Origin of the sequence: Streptomyces sp. NPDC002669 (assembly GCF_042889165.1) — a bacterium.
GTDB lineage: Bacteria > Actinomycetota > Actinomycetes > Streptomycetales > Streptomycetaceae > Streptomyces.
On the sequence record NZ_JBIAQQ010000013.1, the window covers coordinates 162,110 to 179,591 of the forward strand.

At 69.4% G+C, this 17,482-nt stretch carries 15 protein-coding genes; 11 read left to right on the top strand and 4 right to left on the bottom strand.

Annotated elements, in window-relative coordinates; all coding sequences use genetic code 11:
* Positions 1 to 6: 6 nt before the first annotated feature.
* Together ACFYW1_RS20865 and ACFYW1_RS20870 are read right to left on the bottom strand one after the other, a co-directional pair.
* A complete protein-coding gene (locus ACFYW1_RS20865) occupies positions 7 to 417 on the bottom strand; it encodes a hypothetical protein (protein ID WP_388994932.1) in 411 nt (136 codons plus the stop codon).
* An 86-nt stretch (positions 418 to 503) separates the two neighbouring features.
* The gene (locus ACFYW1_RS20870) at positions 504 to 1,106 is read right to left on the bottom strand and encodes an acyltransferase (RefSeq protein WP_388994935.1); all 603 of its coding nucleotides are present in this window, start codon (positions 1,104 to 1,106) and stop codon (positions 504 to 506) included.
* Between the two features lie 283 nt (positions 1,107 to 1,389).
* Here ACFYW1_RS20870 and rplU point away from each other — a divergent pair, with 283 nt between their 5' ends.
* The 10 genes from rplU (at position 1,390) to ACFYW1_RS20920 (ending at position 12,953) form a co-directional block, all read left to right on the top strand.
* Positions 1,390 to 1,710 carry a 50S ribosomal protein L21 gene (gene rplU / locus ACFYW1_RS20875; RefSeq protein ID WP_042812502.1) on the top strand — a complete coding sequence of 107 codons (321 nt, stop codon included), beginning with the start codon at positions 1,390 to 1,392 and terminating at the stop codon, positions 1,708 to 1,710.
* Between the two features lie 14 nt (positions 1,711 to 1,724).
* Entirely contained in the window at positions 1,725 to 1,982 is a 258-nt protein-coding gene (gene rpmA, locus ACFYW1_RS20880; RefSeq protein WP_018103204.1) for a 50S ribosomal protein L27, read from the top strand.
* Between the two features lie 176 nt (positions 1,983 to 2,158).
* Entirely contained in the window at positions 2,159 to 3,595 is a 1,437-nt protein-coding gene (obgE, locus tag ACFYW1_RS20885; RefSeq protein WP_388994941.1) for a GTPase ObgE, read from the top strand.
* A gap of 287 nt (positions 3,596 to 3,882) precedes the next feature.
* Entirely contained in the window at positions 3,883 to 5,382 is a 1,500-nt protein-coding gene (locus ACFYW1_RS20890; RefSeq protein WP_388994944.1) for a D-ribitol-5-phosphate cytidylyltransferase, read from the top strand.
* 132 nt (positions 5,383 to 5,514) lie between these two features.
* The gene (locus ACFYW1_RS20895; protein ID WP_388994947.1) at positions 5,515 to 7,563 is read left to right on the top strand and encodes a hypothetical protein; all 2,049 of its coding nucleotides are present in this window, start codon (positions 5,515 to 5,517) and stop codon (positions 7,561 to 7,563) included.
* Between the two features lie 195 nt (positions 7,564 to 7,758).
* Positions 7,759 to 8,931 carry a glycosyltransferase family 2 protein gene (locus ACFYW1_RS20900; protein WP_388994950.1) on the top strand — a complete coding sequence of 391 codons (1,173 nt, stop codon included), beginning with the start codon at positions 7,759 to 7,761 and terminating at the stop codon, positions 8,929 to 8,931.
* A gap of 136 nt (positions 8,932 to 9,067) precedes the next feature.
* A complete protein-coding gene (locus tag ACFYW1_RS20905) occupies positions 9,068 to 10,138 on the top strand; it encodes a glucose-1-phosphate thymidylyltransferase (RefSeq protein WP_388994953.1) in 1,071 nt (356 codons plus the stop codon).
* Entirely contained in the window at positions 10,135 to 11,121 is a 987-nt protein-coding gene (rfbB, locus tag ACFYW1_RS20910; RefSeq protein WP_388994955.1) for a dTDP-glucose 4,6-dehydratase, read from the top strand. The genes ACFYW1_RS20905 and rfbB overlap by 4 nt, the downstream gene beginning before the upstream one ends.
* A 32-nt stretch (positions 11,122 to 11,153) precedes the next feature.
* On the top strand, positions 11,154 to 12,002 hold the full coding sequence (gene rfbD, locus ACFYW1_RS20915) for a dTDP-4-dehydrorhamnose reductase (protein WP_388995091.1): 849 nt from the start codon (positions 11,154 to 11,156) through the stop codon (positions 12,000 to 12,002).
* Positions 12,003 to 12,158: 156 nt separating this feature from the next.
* Entirely contained in the window at positions 12,159 to 12,953 is a 795-nt protein-coding gene (locus ACFYW1_RS20920) for a class I SAM-dependent methyltransferase (RefSeq protein WP_388995094.1), read from the top strand.
* A gap of 73 nt (positions 12,954 to 13,026) precedes the next feature.
* Here ACFYW1_RS20920 and rfbC read toward each other — a convergent pair whose 3' ends face one another.
* Both rfbC and ACFYW1_RS20930 read right to left on the bottom strand, forming a co-directional pair.
* On the bottom strand, positions 13,027 to 13,626 hold the full coding sequence (gene rfbC, locus ACFYW1_RS20925) for a dTDP-4-dehydrorhamnose 3,5-epimerase (protein WP_385599088.1): 600 nt from the start codon (positions 13,624 to 13,626) through the stop codon (positions 13,027 to 13,029).
* 84 nt (positions 13,627 to 13,710) lie between these two features.
* Positions 13,711 to 15,750, bottom strand: coding sequence for a glycosyltransferase family 2 protein (locus ACFYW1_RS20930; protein ID WP_388994958.1), 2,040 nt, complete (start codon positions 15,748 to 15,750; stop codon positions 13,711 to 13,713).
* 523 nt (positions 15,751 to 16,273) lie between these two features.
* Between ACFYW1_RS20930 and proB the strand changes: the two genes are divergently transcribed.
* Positions 16,274 to 17,359 (top strand): glutamate 5-kinase, encoded by a 1,086-nt coding sequence (proB, locus tag ACFYW1_RS20935; RefSeq protein WP_388995097.1) that lies wholly within the window; start codon positions 16,274 to 16,276, stop codon positions 17,357 to 17,359.
* Positions 17,360 to 17,482 lie beyond the last annotated feature (123 nt).

Consider the following 17,482-nt stretch of genomic DNA (forward strand, 5'->3'; position numbering starts at 1 on the left):
TGCCAGTCAGGGAAAGTCGCGAACAGCCTTGTAATCAAGGGGTGTCACAGGGTCACCGGTGTTCACGGGAGAAGCCCGCGGAAGATGGTGGTCCGGCTCGCGGAGATCCGATGCGACCACCCTGGGCGACCCCACCACCTTGCCCGTCACCGCGCCGCTGCCGGCCACCCGGCAGGGAACGCGATCCTTCGCTCCGACCGCGGGCGGCAACGCACGTCCCGTCAATTCCACTCGCCGCCGGGCGCGTCGGACATCCGGCGGAGCGCCGGACACGCCGGTTCGTGTTTCGGCCACGCCGTAGCGGCCGGCTTCTTCGCAGTCCTGGAAGCGAAGACCGGTACGACCGTCCGGGAAACCCGGGCGCAGGCTCGGCAGGACGTTTTCCGGCAGCTCGCGGAACGCGCCCACGACGACCACGTCGCCTCTCTCGGCCGCGGACGCTTCAACGACGGCGGCCCCGACGCGTCTCCGCACCGGGGCCGCCTCGTAGGGCTTTCGCGGGGTTACGCGGTGTGCTCCGTCAGTACCCCGTCCTTCTCCTCGTACAGCGCACCGGTCTGCGGGCATTCCCAGATGCCCTGCTCGCCCTCGCGTTCCACGAGCTTCACGCCGGTGTGGCCGACCCAGCCGATCTGCCGGGCCGGGACGCCGACCACCAGGGCGAAGTCGGGGACGTCCTTGGTGACCACGGCGCCGGCCGCGACCATGGCCCAGCGGCCGATGTGGACCGGGGCGACGGCGACGGAGCGGGCACCCAGGGACGCGCCCTCGGCGATCTTCACGCCCACGGCCTCCCAGTCGCCGCCGCGCTTCTGCTTGCCGTCGGGGTCGACGGAGCGCGGGTTGTGGTCGTTGGTGAGGACGACCGAGGGGCCGATGAAGACGCCGTCGGCGAGTTCGGCGGGTTCGTAGACGAGTGCGTAGTTCTGGATCTTGACGTTGTCGCCGATCCGGACGCCTGTGCCGACGTAGGCGCCGCGTCCGACCACACAACCCTCGCCGAGCCGGGCCCGCTCGCGGATCTGGGCGAGTTCCCAGACGCTGCTGCCGGTGCCGATCTCGGCGGTCTCGTCGACCTGGGCGGTGGGCTGGACTCTGTAGTTCACTGAACGTCTGCCTTTCGGAGTGGGACCTCGCGCGGCGAGCCTACGACCTGGCACGACGCGAGCCCGCCCGAGGCGTCCGACAGCGGCCCGGTTTGACCGGCCGAAGTCGGCCCCGTAACCTTGTCCATCGGCGTGTTTCCCATGCGCGCCTTCCCCTGAGCACATTCCTTCCGGCGGATTCGTCCGCCTGGAGAGGCCGCTCATCCTTCCGGATCGTCGCGGGCCCCGGCCTGCGCGGGCGGCTGGCATCAGGGGCTCCGTTCCGAGCGAGAGAGAGATCCGCGTGTACGCCATCGTGCGCAGCGGTGGCCGCCAGCACAAGGTTGCTGTCGGTGACATCGTTGAGGTTGACAAGATTTCCACTGCCAAGGTTGGCGACACGGTCGAGCTCTCGACCCTGCTCGTGGTCGACGGCGACGCCGTGACCAGCGACCCGTGGGTTCTGGCCGGCATCAAGGTCCAGGCCGAGGTCGTGGACCACCACAAGGGCGCGAAGATCGACATCCTTCGCTACAAGAACAAGACCGGCTACCGCCGTCGCCAGGGTCACCGTCAGCAGTACACGGCGATCAAGGTCACCGGTATCCCCGCGGCTGCGAAGTAAGGGACTGAGGAGACATGGCACACAAGAAGGGCGCATCGTCCACCCGGAACGGGCGCGATTCCAACGCTCAGCGGCTCGGCGTGAAGCGCTTCGGCGGTCAGGCCGTCAACGCCGGTGAGATCCTGGTCCGCCAGCGCGGCACCCACTTCCACCCGGGCACGGGCGTCGGCCGTGGCGGCGACGACACGCTGTTCGCACTCGCCGCCGGTGCGGTCGAGTTCGGCACGCACCGTGGCCGCAAGGTCGTGAACATCGTTCCGATCGCCGGCTGATTTCCGGCGCTCGTCGAGCGGTTTCTGCGGAGGCGGACCTCACTTCCCGTACGGGAAGCGGGTCCGCCTCTCGCGTGTTTCTCCCATGAGAAACGGCTTCCCACAGCAGTACGGCACGGGCTGGCGGGCGGCACGAGTGAGACATTTCTGCATGTATGTAACTGGAGGTTCCCACCATGACCACCTTCGTGGACCGCGTCGAGCTGCACGTCGCCGCGGGTAACGGAGGCCACGGCTGCGCCTCCGTACACCGTGAGAAGTTCAAACCGCTCGGCGGCCCGGACGGCGGCAACGGCGGCCGCGGCGGCGATGTGACCCTGGTCGTCGACCAGGCGATCACCACGCTCCTCGACTACCACCACCACCCCCACCGCAAGGCCACCAACGGCCAGCCCGGCGCGGGCGACCACCGCTCCGGCAAGGACGGCCAGGACCTGGTCCTGCCGGTGCCCGACGGCACGGTCGTGCTCGACCGCAACGGCGAGGTGCTCGCCGACCTGGTCGGCCAGGGCACCACGTTCGTCGCCGGTCAGGGCGGCCGCGGCGGCCTCGGCAACGCGGCGCTGGCCTCCGCCCGGCGCAAGGCCCCCGGCTTCGCGCTGCTCGGCGAGCCCGGCGAGTCCCGGGACATCGTCCTGGAGCTCAAGACCGTCGCCGACGTCGCGCTGGTCGGCTACCCGAGCGCGGGCAAGTCCTCGCTGATCTCCGTCCTGTCCGCGGCCAAGCCGAAGATCGCCGACTACCCCTTCACGACCCTCGTCCCGAACCTCGGCGTGGTCACCGCGGGCAGCACCGTGTACACCGTCGCCGACGTGCCGGGCCTGATCCCCGGCGCCAGCCAGGGACGCGGCCTGGGCCTGGAGTTCCTGCGGCACGTGGAGCGCTGCTCGGTGCTGGTGCACGTGCTGGACACCGCGACGCTGGAGTCGGACCGCGACCCGGTCTCCGACCTCGACATCATCGAGGAGGAGCTGAAGCAGTACGGCGGTCTGGAGGACCGGCCCCGCATCGTCGTCCTCAACAAGATCGACATCCCGGACGGCCAGGACCTCGCCGACATGATCCGGCCGGACCTGGAGGAGCGCGGCTACCGCGTCTTCGAGGTGTCCGCCGTGGCCCGCACCGGCCTGAAGGAGCTCTCCTACGCGCTCGCGGGCATCATCGCCGAGACGCGCGCGGCCAAGCCCGTGGAGGTGGCGACCCGCATCGTCATCCGCCCGAAGGCCGTCGATGACGCGGGCTTCACCGTCACCAGGGAGGGTGACGACCTCTACCGGGTGCGCGGCGAGAAGCCGGAGCGCTGGGTGCGCCAGACCGACTTCAACAACGACGAGGCCGTCGGCTACCTCGCGGACCGGCTCAACCGCCTCGGCGTCGAGGACGAGCTGATGAAGGCCGGTGCCCGGGCGGGCGACGGCGTGGCCATCGGCGCCGAGGACAACGCCGTCGTCTTCGACTGGGAGCCGACCATGGCCGCGGGCGCGGAGATGCTCGGCCGCCGGGGCGAGGACCACCGGCTGGAGGCGCCGCGCCCGGCGGCGCAGCGCCGCCGCGACCGCGAGGCGGAACGCGACGAGGCGCAGCGCGAGTTCGACGACTTCAACCCGTTCTGATCCGGTCGGGCTGGGTCCGGTCGGCCGTGCGGGCCCGCACGGCCGACCGAAGCGCGTTTCTCATGTCACACGTCCGAGGGAACCAAACCTGCTCAGGAGTGATTCATGCCGCTCGGGTCTGTGGCATCGGTCACCCGGTCAGGAAGCGTCAGTTCCGGTATTCGCCCTGATCGCAGGGCGACACAAGGTTTCGTCGCGGCGTGCAGTGGCCGACGTCCACCTTGCGAGACGGTAACGGAGAGTGCAACCATCGCTGTATCTCCCAGCCCTCGCAAGGTAGGTCGTCTGTGTCTGCTCAGCACATAGCCAAAGCCCGAACCACAGCAGTCGTGCTCGCCGGCGGTACCGGCCAGCGCGTGGGTCTGTCGATCCCCAAGCAGCTGCTGAAGATCGCAGGCAAGGCCGTCATCGAGCACACGCTGTCGATCTTCCAGCAGGCCGACTCCATCGACGACGTCATCGTGCTGATGGCGCCGGGCTACGTGCCCGACGTGGAGAAGATCGTCGCGAAGGCCGGACTGACCAAGGTCACCAAGGTGATCGAGGGCGGCGCCACGCGCAACGAGACCACCGAGCGCGCCATCGCGGCCCTCGGCGAGGGCCTGGCCGAGGGCGAGGACCGCAACGTCCTCTTCCACGACGCCGTGCGCCCGTTGCTCTCGCAGCGCGTCATCAAGGACTGCGTCGACGCCCTCGACCGCTACCAGGCGGTCGACGTCGCCATCCCGTCCGCGGACACGATCATCGTGACCCGCACCCACGGCGGCGACGGCGAGTTCATCACCGACGTGCCCGACCGCTCCCGGCTGCGCCGCGGCCAGACGCCGCAGGCATTCAAGCTCTCCACCATCCGCCGGGCCTACGAGGTCGCCGCCGGCGATCCGAACTTCCAGGCCACCGACGACTGCTCGGTCGTGCTGAAGTACCTGCCCGACGTGCCGATCTACGTCGTGGCGGGCGACGAGTACAACATGAAGGTCACCCAGCCGGTCGACGTCTTCATCGCGGACAAGCTGTTCCAGCTGGCCTCCACGGCAGTCCCGCAGCCGACCGACGACGCCGCCTACCGCGAGCTGCTCGCCGGCAAGACCCTTGTCGTCTTCGGCGGTTCGTACGGCATCGGCGCGGACATCGCGTCGCTCGCCGAGTCCTACGGCGCCACCGTCTACGCCCTGGGCCGTTCCACCACGGGTACGCACGTGGAGAACCCGGAGCACATCGACGACGCGCTCTCCAAGGCGTACGCGGACACCGGCCGCGTCGACTACGTGATCAACACCGCGGGCGTGCTCCGCATCGGCAAGCTCGCCGAGACGGACAACACGACCATCCAGGAAGCGCTCAACGTCAACTACCTGGCACCCGTTCAGATCGCCCGGGCCGCGTACAAGTATCTCGCCGAGACCAAGGGGCAGTTGCTGCTCTACACCTCCAGCAGCTACACCCGGGGCCGCGCGGAGTACAGCCTCTACTCGTCGACCAAGGCGGCCATGGTCAACCTCACCCAGGCGCTCGCGGACGAGTGGGCGGCCGACGGGGTGCGGGTGAACTGCGTGAACCCCGAGCGCACCGCCACCCCGATGCGCACCAAGGCGTTCGGTGAGGAGCCCGCGGGCACGCTGCTCTCCTCCGAGGCGGTCGCCAGGACCTCGCTCGACGTGCTGCTCTCCGAGATGACCGGTCACGTCATCGACGTGCGCCAGCAGGACCCGACCCGCGGCGCCTCCGAGGCGTCCGGTTTCGAACAGGCCCTTGCCGCCGTCCTGGACCGACAGGCCGATGTGTAATACTGCTTGACAATCGATTATTCGGACCCCTGCAGTCGTCAAACGCGACCACAGGGGTCCGAATTCGTGAAGCTCTGCCTTCACATTCCCCTCGTAAAGTAAAAAAGTCGGCACCCTCGGGAGCGGTACTTCGTGATTTCGAAAGCCATGCGCTTGGCTCGGGTGGGCAGCGGTTCGGAGCTGGTCGCCGCGCTCCTGATGGCTCTGGGGTTCCCGTGCATAATGCTCGCGGCAATACTCCCCAATCTCTGGTTCTTCGCCGGGGCCGCTGCGGTCACCTATCTCGCGGACCGGTATCTGCACCACTGCGGCAGCTACCTCATCAACCGGCTCACCGCGATCCGGGCCGGACTTTCGATCCGCTTCCTGGTCCGCCAGCTGCTGCTCATCCTGCTGCTCTCCCGCATGGGATTCGGCGAGGAGCCGCTCTTCTACGTGACGGTCGCCTGCCTGCTGGCGTTCTACGGGCTCCAGGCACCGCAGAGCGCGATCGTCACGCTGATCAGGCTGCGCCGCAAGCTGCCGGTGGTCACCCGCAACGTCGACCTCGAACGGGTCCGGATTCCTGACGCCCCGTCGCTGCTGCTGATGAACCGTCCTGCGGAGAAGATGCTCCACCTGGACGTCTTCGCGATCGCCGGCGTACTGATCGCGGCCGAGACCGGCACGGACGCCATCGCCTACGCGGGCCTCGGCCTGACGCTGCTGCTGGCGCTCGGCTACCTGCTGCTGCTCCTGCCCTACATCCGCCCGAAGCAGCTCGTGGGCTCCGCGGACAAGGTACTGAGTGCGGTGGACGCCTGGCTGGGCGAGTACAAGCCCACCGTGGTCCTCTACTTCTCGGGTTCCAAGGAGTCGGCCTACCAGGCCAACATGTGGCTGGAGACCATGGCGCAGGTCGAGGGCCGGCCGATGATCCTGCTGCGCGAGCGCAACATCCTGCCGCAGCTCGCCGAGACCTCGGTGCCGGTGCTCTGCGTTCCCGGTGGCGTGCACCTGATGAACCTGAACCTCTCGTCGGTGCGGGTCGCGCTCTACGCGGCCAACGTCGGCAAGAACATCCACCTGCTCCGGGTGCCGACCATGAAGCACGTCTTCATCGGCCACGGCGACAGCGACAAGATCGCCAGCGTCAACCCGTACAGCAAGGTCTACGACGAGGTGTGGACCGCGGGCCGGGCCGGCCGCGACCGTTACGCGCTGGCCGACGTCGGCGTGCGCGACGAGGACATCGTGGAGGTGGGCCGCCCGCAGCTGGCCACCATCCAGTCGTGGACCGGTACGCAGCGCAACCCGATCCCGACCGTGCTGTACGCCCCCACCTGGGAGGGCTGGGACGACAACCCGGGCAACACCTCCCTGCTGCTGGCCGGCGAGAACATCGTCCGGCGGCTGCTGGAGGCCGAGCGGCCGGTCCGGCTGCTGTACAAGCCGCACCCCTTCACCGGCACCCGCAGCGCCAAGGCCAAGGCGGTGCACCAGCGCATCACCGCGATGATCGAGCAGGCCGCCGCCGCACGGGCCACCGACCCCCGGTGGGCCGAGCAGACGGCTGCCGGGCAGGGCGAGCGGGCCGAGGCGCGGGCCGAGATGGCCCGTATCGAGGCACGCCTGGCCGAGCTGGCCGCCGGCGGCGCGCGCGTTGCCCGGGACGAGGCGGAGCTGTCCCGGGACTCGTTGGCCGACCCGGCCCGCGAAGCCGAGACCGCCCGGCTCAAGAACGAGTGGAACGCGGCGTCCTGGCGCTCGCAGGGCTGGTGGGAGCACCGGGTCATCACCGGTGCGCAGATGCGGCTGTACGACTGCTTCAACGAGTCGGACGCCATGGTCTCGGACATCTCCAGCGTGGTGTCCGACTTCATCGCGAGCGGCAAGCCCTACGCGGTCACGGACTCGGCCGAGCTGGGCGAGGAGGAGTTCCGCCGGCAGAACACCGCGGTGCGTGCCGCGGTGATCCTCTCCAACTCGGCGGCCGAGCTGGACGAGCTGCTCGCCGCGGTGACGGATCCGGCCTCGGACGCGCTGGCGGATGCCCGCCGGGAGCTGAAGCAGTACCTCCTCGGCCCGGACGAGCCCACCTCGATGGTGCAGTTCAACACGGCGGTGAAGGAACTGGCGGCCAGGTCGGAGGCCCGGAACGTCGGGGTGAGCAAGAGCCTGGGCGCACCGGTGAGTGGCTGAAAGTCAACCATCTGCATTACATGATTGAGCAAGGCCCGGCATAGCCCTCAAAGGGTTGTGCCGGGCCTTTGTGATGAGTGTCACCATTTGGCCGTGTGGCGTGGGACAACCAACGGGTGGGTCCGGCTGTCTTCTGTTTGTGTGAACGAGACGCAAATTCCTGACGTGACCGTGGTTGTCGGCGCATATGAGGCAATGCCCTATCTCATTCGCTGTCTCGAATCGGTGGAGGCGCAGACCATCGGCGCCGACCGGATCGAAATTGTCGCGGTCGACGACGGCTCCACCGATGGCACGGGGGAGTACCTGGAGGAGTTCGCGGCCAGATCGAAGGTCCCGACCAGAGTGGTCAGGCAGAAGAATTCCGGTGGACCCAGCGGCCCGCGGAATGTGGGCATCGGTATGGCCCGCGGCCGTTACGTCTTCTTCCTGGACGCGGACGACTACTTTGGCGACGAGGCCCTGGAACGGATGGTGGCCATGGCGGACCGGGCCGGCACCGATGTGGTGCTCGGCAAGGTGGTCGGCGTGAACAGGGGGGCGCCCCAGTCCATGTGGCGGGCCACGAAGGAACGCGTCGACGTCTACAACTCCAAGGTCATTTACACGCTGAGTGCCCAGAAGCTCTTCCGGCGCGAACTCCTGGAACGTCTCTCCCTGCGGTTCGACGAGAATCTCAGGACCGGTGAGGACGCCCTCTTCACCATGGAGGCGTATCTGCGCGGGTCCGGCGTCTCGGTGATCTCCAATTACGTCTGCTATTACCTGGTGGGACGTGAGGACGGGAAGCACGTCACCAAGAGCGGCAACTACGAATGGCGTTTCGACTCGATGCGCGCCATGATGGCGCTCATTCACCGTCTCGAACCCGCGGGGCCGAAGCGGGATTTCCTGATGGTCCGGCCCTTCACGGTCGGAATGCTCCAGCAGTTCGGCCCCGTCGTGCTGAGGGAATCCGAGGAAGTCCGCCGGCACAAGATGGAACTCGCGGCTCCGCTGATGGCCACGTACTGGGACGACGGCGTGGCCCGGCTGATCAAGGTGTCGGAGCGGCTGCGCCTGGCCTGTGTGGCGCTGGGCAGGACGGACCTGCTCGTCGAGATGGTGCGCTACATCCGGGCGAAGACGGTTCCGGACGTGGTCGCCTCGCGCGACGGCCGGACGCTCTACCTCGCGTACCCGCACTTCCGCGACAAGTCGGCCGGACTGGCCGATTCCAACTACGAGGTCACGGTGCCGGACTGGCACGACGGCAAGCGCATCGACCGGCCGAAGGTCGCCGCCCGTCGGGCCTCGCTGTCCCGGCGGGTGGTCCGCAGGATGCGCCGTGACATGCGGCGTTGGAAGGAAAAGCTGAACGCAGGGTGACGAACACTCGTGCACCGTGCGCATCCCCGGGGGTCCATAAGACGGATTCACCGGATATCAGGCAGGGAAGCTCAGTAAAATCGGTCGGGCGGTATGCCCGCGACAGGACCGACAGATCGTTATGGGGACTGCTCACGTGAAGGCTCTCGTACTATCCGGAGGGGCCGGCACCCGCCTGCGTCCCATCACGCACACCTCGGCCAAACAGCTGGTGCCCGTGGCGAACAAGCCCGTGCTGTTCTACGGCCTGGAAGCCCTCGCGGAAGCGGGCATCACCGAGGTCGGCATCATCGTGGGCGACACCGCGCCCGAGATCCGCGAGGCGGTCGGCGACGGTTCCGCGCTCGGCATCGAGGTCACGTACATCCCGCAGGAGGAGCCGCTCGGCCTCGCCCACGCGGTGCTGATCGCCCGGGACTTCCTGGGCGACGACGACTTCGTCATGTACCTCGGCGACAACTTCATCGTCGGCGGGATCACCGGGCTGGTGGACGAGTTCCGCTCGGACCGGCCCGACGCGCAGATCCTGCTGACCCAGGTGCCCAACCCGACCTCCTTCGGCGTCGCGGAACTCGACGCCTCGGGCCGGGTGGTGGCCCTGGAGGAGAAGCCGAAGGAGCCCAAGAGCGACCTGGCGCTCGTCGGCGTCTACCTCTTCACCCCCGCCATCCACGAGGCCGTCCGCTCGATCGAGCCGTCCTGGCGCGGCGAGCTGGAGATCACGCACGCCATCCAGTGGCTGATCGACCAGAAGTGCGACGTGCGGTCCACCACGATCCGCGGCTACTGGAAGGACACCGGCAACGTCACCGACATGCTGGAGGTCAACCGGACCGTCCTGGAGGCCGTCGAGCCGTGCCAGGAGGGCGCCGAAGTCGACGAGGACAGCGAGATCATCGGCCGGGTCCGGATCGAGCCGGGCGCCAAGGTCAGCGGCAGCCGGATCGTCGGGCCCGCGATCATCGGCGCCCGTTCGGTGATCAGCGGCGCCTACGTGGGGCCGTTCACCTCGGTCTCGGAGGACGTCCGTATCGAGGACAGTGAGATCGAGTACTCCATCGTCCTGCGGGGCGCCTCCATCGCGGGTGTCCGCCGCGTCGAGGCGTCGCTCATCGGCCGCGACGTCGAGGTGACCCCCGCCCCCCGTTCCCCGTCCGCCCACCGACTCGTGCTCGGCGACCACAGCAAGGTGCAGATCTCCTCATGACCACCAACATCCTGGTGACCGGCGGTGCCGGCTTCATCGGCTCGCACTACGTCCGTACGGTGCTCGGCCCCCAGGGCCCCGGCGACGTCGCCGTCACCGTGCTCGACAAGCTCACCTACGCGGGCAACCCGGCCAACCTCGACGAGGTGCGCGACCACCCCGGCTTCAGGTTCGTCCAGGGCGACATCTGCGACCCGGAGCTGGTCGCCAAGCTGATGGCCGAGCACGACCAGGTGGTGCACTTCGCCGCCGAGTCCCACGTGGACCGTTCCATCGACGGCGGCGCGGAGTTCGTCCGCACCAACGTCGTGGGCACCCACACCCTGATCCACGCCGCGCACCTGGCCGGCGTCAAGACCTTCGTGCACATCTCCACCGACGAGGTCTACGGCTCGATCGACGAGGGCTCCTGGCCCGAGACCCACCCGCTCGCGCCCAACTCGCCGTACTCCGCGGCCAAGGCGTCCAGCGACCTGATCGCGCTCTCGTACCACCGCACCCACGGCCTCGACGTGCGGGTGACCCGCTGCTCCAACAACTACGGGCACCACCACTTCCCCGAGAAGGTCATCCCGCTCTTCGTCACCAACCTGCTGGACGGCGGCACCGTCCCGCTCTACGGCGACGGCGCCAACGTCCGCGACTGGCTGCACATCGACGACCACGTCCAGGGCATCGAGCTGGTCCGCACCAAGGGCCGGGCCGGCGAGGTCTACAACATCGGCGGCGGCACCGAGCTCTCCAACAAGGAGCTCACCCAGCTGCTGCTGGACGCCTGCGGCGCCGACTGGGACACCAGCGTCACCTACGTCGAGGACCGCAAGGGCCACGACCGCCGCTACTCCGTCGACTGCACCAAGATCCGCGAGGAGCTGGGCTACGAGCCCCGCAAGGACTTCCGCACCGGCCTCGCCGAGACCGTGCAGTGGTACCGCGACAACCGCGCCTGGTGGGAGCCGCTGAAGGAGAGGGCCGCCCTGTGAGCGCCGTCTGGCTGGTCACCGGCGCCGGCGGGATGCTGGGCGGGGACGTCCTGACCCGGCTCGCCGCCGAGGACGTCACCGCGGTCGCCGCGGACCGGGCGGCCGTCGACGTCGCCGACCCCGCGTCGGTGCGCGCGGCCTTCGAGGAGCACCGTCCCGCCGTCGTGGTGAACTGCGCCGCCTGGACCGCGGTCGACGACGCCGAATCCCAGGAGGACGCCGCGCTGCGGGTCAACGGCACGGGCCCGGCCGTCCTGGCCGAGGCGTGCCGCGAGTACGGCGCCGTGCTCCTCCAGGTCTCCACCGACTACGTCTTCGCCGGCGACGGCGAGAAGCCGTACGCCGAGGACGACCCGACCGGACCGCGCAGCGCCTACGGCCGCACCAAGCTGGCCGGCGAGCGGGCCGTGCTGAGCACCCTGCCGGACACCGGCTACGTGGTCCGCACGGCCTGGCTGTACGGCGCGGGCGGCGGCAACTTCGTCCGTACGATGATCAAGCTGGAGGGCGTCAAGGACACCCTCGACGTGGTGGACGACCAGCGCGGTCAGCCCACCTGGACCGTCGACCTGGCCGACCGGCTGGTCCGGCTCGGACTGGCCGCCCTCGCGGGCACCGCCCCCGCCGGCGTCTACCACGGCACCAGCGGCGGCGAGACCACCTGGTTCGGCTTCACCCGGGAGATCTTCCGGCTCCTGGGCACCGACCCGGCCCGCGTCCGCCCCACGACCAGCGAGGCGTTCGTGCGGCCGGCCCCCCGGCCCGCGTACAGCGTGCTGGGCCACGACGGCTGGGCACGGGCCGGGATCGAACCGGTCCGGGACTGGCGGGAGGCACTGGAGGAGGCATTCCCGGCGCTCCTCGCGGCCGAGCGGCCGTGATCACGAATTGACCACCTTCGTGGTCAAGTTCCGTCGAATTTCAAAGATGTTCACAACGAGGGTTTACATAAGGGAGAACGGTTACATCGCAGTGTGGTCATGAGGTAACTTCGCCGGGAACCGGACCAGTTGGTTTCCTCCGAAGGGCTGCTCCACGTGAACCGCCACGAGTTCCTGCGCCATCTGCACCGCATCTACCGTCCTCGGAACTATCTGGAGATCGGGGTCAACGACGGCAGAAGCCTGGCCCTCTCACGGGTCCCTTCCGTCGCCGTCGACCCCGCCTTCCGGGTCGTGACGGACATCAGCTGCGACGTCCACCTGGTCAGGGCGACGAGTGACGCCTTCTTCGCCCGGAAGGATCCGCTGCTGCACCTGCGCAACGGCCGCAACCCGTTCCGCGCGCTCGCCCGCCGGGACCCGCTCAACCTGATGGGCGGGGACCCGAAGCTGGAGCTCTCCTTCATCGACGGCATGCACCTCTTCGAATACGCGCTGCGCGACTTCATGAATGTGGAGAAGCACTCCCGCTGGTCGAGCGTGATCGTGCTGGACGACATGCTGCCCCGCGACGTCGACGAGGCGGCCCGCGACCGGCACACCAAGTACTGGACCGGCGACGTGTACAAGGTGGCGCAGGTGCTGCGCCGCTACCGCCCCGACCTGGTGGTCGTCGAGGTGGACACGGAACCGACCGGTGTGGTCGTGGTGTTCGGCGCCGACCCGGAGAGCACCGTCCTGAAGAACGCGTACGACAAGATCATCGAGGAGTACGTCGTACCCGACCCGCAGGACGTGCCCGAGGAGGTGCTGGTGCGCAAGAACGCCGTCCGGCCCGAGGCACTGCTCCGCGCCGACTTCTGGCCGGCCCTGATCCGTGCCCGCAACCTGCACCGCCCGCGCTCGGCCTTCGCCCCGGTGCACTCGCGCATCAGGAGGGTGACGGGCTGACCGCCCCCCGACAGCACGGAGCCCCTGCGACCCGTACGGATCGCAGGGGCTCCGGCGTTGCCCCGCCCGGGACTCAGCCGCGGGCGCGCAGCTGCGCGTAGTACTCCTGGCACGCCTCGTACGAGGGCAGCAGGCCCTGCGCCTCCGCCTCGGCCAGCGAGGGCGCCGCGGCGTCCTTGTCGGACAGCAGCGGGGTGATGCCCTGCGGCCACTCGATGCCCAGCTCGGGATCGAGCGGGTTGACGCCGTGCTCGCGGCCGGGCGAGTAGCCCTCGGAGCACAGGTAGGCGACCGAGGCGTCGTCCGTCAGCGCCATGAAGGCGTGGCCGAGCCCCTCGGCGAGGTAGACGGAGTGGTGGTCGACGTCGTCGAGCCGGACGGCCTCCCACTGCTTGTACGTGGGGGAGCCGACCCGGATGTCCACGATCACGTCGAGCACCGCGCCGCGCACGCACTTGACGTACTTGGCCTGGCTCGGCGGCACGTCGGCGAAGTGCACGCCGCGCAGCGTCCCCCGGCTGGAGACGGAGAAGTTCGCCTGCGCGAGCCGCAGCGTGTGCCCGACGGCCTCGCTGAGTTCCGATGCCTTGAACCACTCGTGGAAGCTGCCGCGGCTGTCCGGGAAGACCTTGGGTTCATGCACCCAGGCTCCTGCGATGGAGAGCTGCCGCATGCGATCACGTCCTTGTTCCGATGTGTCTGGTTCTGGTTCCTGTGGGCCGTCCCCTTCGGGGACGGTGGATGCGCGGGGCGCGGGTCAGCCGGTGAGGCGAGCGGCGAGACGGCGCGCGCGCTTGCGGCTCTGCGGCGGGAGCTTGCGCACGATCGGGCCGCCGACGGCGCGCAGCGCGCGGCGCAGGGTGGCCTTCCGGCGCTTGGTGGCCACATCGGCCATGAGCTCCGCCGGGACCTCGGGCAGCTTCGGGTCCACCTGGATCCGGCCGCCCTCCGTGATGGTGACGTCGCAGAGCGCGAGCGCGGGGCCCTTCTCGCCGTCCAGCCGGACTGCGAGGTTCCAGGCGCCCGGCGTCACGCCGGAGGCGCGGGCGGGCACGGTGATGTGGGCCCGGCCGCCCATCGGGTGCAGCGAGGTGCGCAGCGTGTGCACGGGCGAGCCGGTCTCGCCGGGCCGGCTCAGGACCAGCCGGACGTCGGAGACGGCGGTCGTGGAGGTGGTGAAGAGCTCCAGCCGCAGTTCGGTGCGGCGGCCCGGGGTCCGCATGACGGGCCGGTCGGCCAGGTGGGTCGCGAGCTTCTTGCTGCGCCGGGCGACGTCGAGAGTGAGGTTGCCGAACGGGTCGGTGAAGTACGGGATGACGGCGCGGGCCGGCGAGCCGAGCGAGGCGGGCAGGCAGTCGGCTTCCACGCCCGGCGCGCGGTCGGCGCCGAGCCGTGCCTTGCGGACCAGGCCCAGGCCGCGCAGCGGCACCCAGATGTCCCAGAAGCCGCGGGAGACCCGGCCGCGGCCCTTGACCGCCTCCGAGGAGACGTGGCCGCTGCCGCGCAGGACCACCTCGCAGGATCCGTCGCCGAGGTCCTCGATCTGCCGGGTGAACGTCGCGGGGCAGGGCCACTCGACGGCCGTCTCGCGGTTGCGCAGGGACAGTTCGGCGGAGAAGCCGTCGAGGTCGTCGGTGACGTCGAGGAGCTCGTCCTCGGCCAGCTGCCCGCCCCCGTTGTCCGGGTGCAGGAAGTAACGGTCGTCCCGGCGCAGCAGTTTCACCGGGGTTTCGTCGTCGCCCTGGACCAGCCGGGCGGTGACGGTGACGGCGGCGCGGCCGTCCGGCTGCCAGACGAACTCCTCCAGGCGGGCCGCCGCCTTGACGGATCCGGCGAACCGGGCGATTCGGAGCAGCCCCTCCCGGTCGTCCTTGCGCAGCAGGGAGGAGCGGACCCGCAGCAGCGGGCCGAGGCCGTCGTGCACCCCGTCGCCCATGAAGTCGCGGGCCAGCGGCTCGATCGCGTCGCACATCTGGTCGAAGAAGTCGGGCTGGTACTTGACCACGGCGGGTTCACTGAGTCGGCTGAGCATCTCGACGCGGTAGAAGCGGCGCAGCAGCAGATCCCGGAACTCGCCCGGCTCGGTGTTGGCCACCACCACGTCCAGGACCTCACGGAGGTTCCCGTAGTAGTCGGCCGGGACGATCCTGGTGGATCCCGCGTTCTTGCCGTCGTCGCGCCGGGAGTAGAAGTAGCAGGTGTAGTCACCCAGGATGGAGACGACTTCCGCCGGGAAGTAGGCCTCCATCATGTAGAGCTGGTCCTCCAGGCGCCGCTTGCCCTCGGGGTAGGCGATGCCGTTCTTGCGGAGGAACTCGGTACGGAACATCTTGTGCGGCGTGAGGCTGTCGTACAGCGGGGCGTCGCGCAGTGTGCACTTCTCACGGTTCTTCTTGAACACCCCGTGCGGGACGCCGCGGAAGTTGCTGGCCACCTTGCCGATGACGATGTCGGAGCCGTTGCGCCGCCCCATCTCGTACAGCCGGCGCAGGGCGTCGGAGGCGAGGTGGTCGTCCTGGTCGACGAACTGGACGTACTCGCCCTTTGCCTCGTCCACGCCGATGTTGCGGGGCTTTCCGGGCCAGCCGGAATTGGGGATGGTGATGACGCGGAAATGCGGGTGCTCGCCGGCCAGCTTCTCGAGTCGCTCGCGAGTGTCGTCCGTCGAGCCATCGTTGACGAAGAGGACTTCGAACTCCCCTGCCGGGAGGGTCTGCCGCAGAAGCGAGTCGATGCAGGGGTCGATGTACTTGCCCGGGTTGTATACAGGAATGACGACACTTACTTTGACTGGCATTGCTGCTGTCCCATGTCTGTAGAAGTCCCTCTGGCGGCGGCTGATGCGGGGCCCGTGCCGCTGGAAAATGGGCATGGTGAGCCACCCGCCGTGCACCCTATCGGCTGTTAGATGGCCGAGGTGCCTCGATGGTTGCCTGCCCGGACCGCTGTTATTTCGCCAAAGGTGACCGGACGTTCATGTGGGCTCCGAACGGATATTCCGTATTCGTGGGCCCCTTCGTGCGAGGGGTTCGACGAAGGGGGAAGCGGAGAGAGTTGATCCGCTTTCTTGGAGTCCGGGGGAGCCGAGCGGGGCCGATCAAGGCTTCCGGAACCGGAACCGGGACCGGGGCTTCCGGGGGCCTGGGCCGGAAGCCTCGCGGCCGGTCCGGGCCGCGGGCCGGACGCGGCGGTCCAGGGGGCGGAACGCCCGAGCGCCGTCGCCGCCGCTCGCGTAGATTGCGGGGGCTGGGCGAGAGGCCGAATCATTGGGGATGGACGTGTCAGGGGCAAGGCAGGGCGTCGCAGAGGCCCGCAGGATCGTGGTCAAGGTCGGTTCCTCCTCCCTCACCACCGCGGCGGGCGGTCTCGACGCGGACCGGGTCGACGCGCTCGTCGACGTACTGGCCAAGGTGCGCAGCGGCGGGGAGCGCGAGATCGTGCTCGTCTCCAGCGGCGCCATCGCGGCCGGGCTCGCCCCGCTCGGACTGCACCGCCGGCCCAAGGACCTGGCCCGGCAGCAGGCCGCCGCCAGCGTCGGCCAGGGACTCCTCGTCGCCCGTTACACCGCCTCCTTCGCACGGTACGGCGTACGCGTCGGCCAGGTGCTGCTGACCAGCAACGACACCAGCCGCCGCGCCCACTACCGCAACGCCTGCCGCACCCTGGACCAGTTGCTGGACATGGGGGCGTTCCCGATCGTCAACGAGAACGACACCGTCGCCACCGACGAGATCCGGTTCGGCGACAACGACCGGCTCGCCGCGCTCGTCGCCCACCTCGTCCGCGCCGACCTGCTGGTCCTCCTCTCGGACGTCGACGGCCTCTACGACGGCGACCCCAGCACCCCGGGCACCGCCCGGGTCGCCGAGGTGGCCGGGCCGGAGGACCTCGCGGGCGTCACCATCGGCAGCGCGGGGAAGGCCGGCGTCGGCACCGGCGGCATGGTCACCAAGGTCGAGGCCGCCCGGATCGCCACGGCCGCCGGGGTCCCGGTCGTCCTCACCTCGGCGAGCCGGGCCGCCGACGCCCTGGCCGGACGGGACACCGGCACGTACTTCCACCGCACCGGACGCCGCTCGGCCGACCGGCTGCTCTGGCTCGCCCACGCCTCCACCCCGCAGGGTTCGCTGACCCTCGACGACGGGGCGGTGCGCGCGGTCGTGGAGCGCCACAGCTCGCTGCTGCCCGCCGGGATCGCCGGGGTCGAGGGAGAGTTCACGGCCGGTGACCCGGTGGAGCTGCGCGACCTCGGCGGCAGGCCGGTGGCGCGCGGACTGGTCAACTTCGACGCCAAGGAGATCCCGCAGCTGCTCGGCCGGTCCACCCGCGACCTGGCGAGGGAGCTCGGCCCGGCCTACGAGCGCGAGATCGTACACAGGGACGATCTGGTCGTACTGCACCCCTGACGGCCCCTGAAACGGCTGAAAGTCCGGTCCCGCACCGGAGAGCTTCACGAAAACCACCCCATCCCCGGCCGAGGACTGGTCAACTTTGTAACGGGACACAAGCGGGGTACAGCACAGCGAACG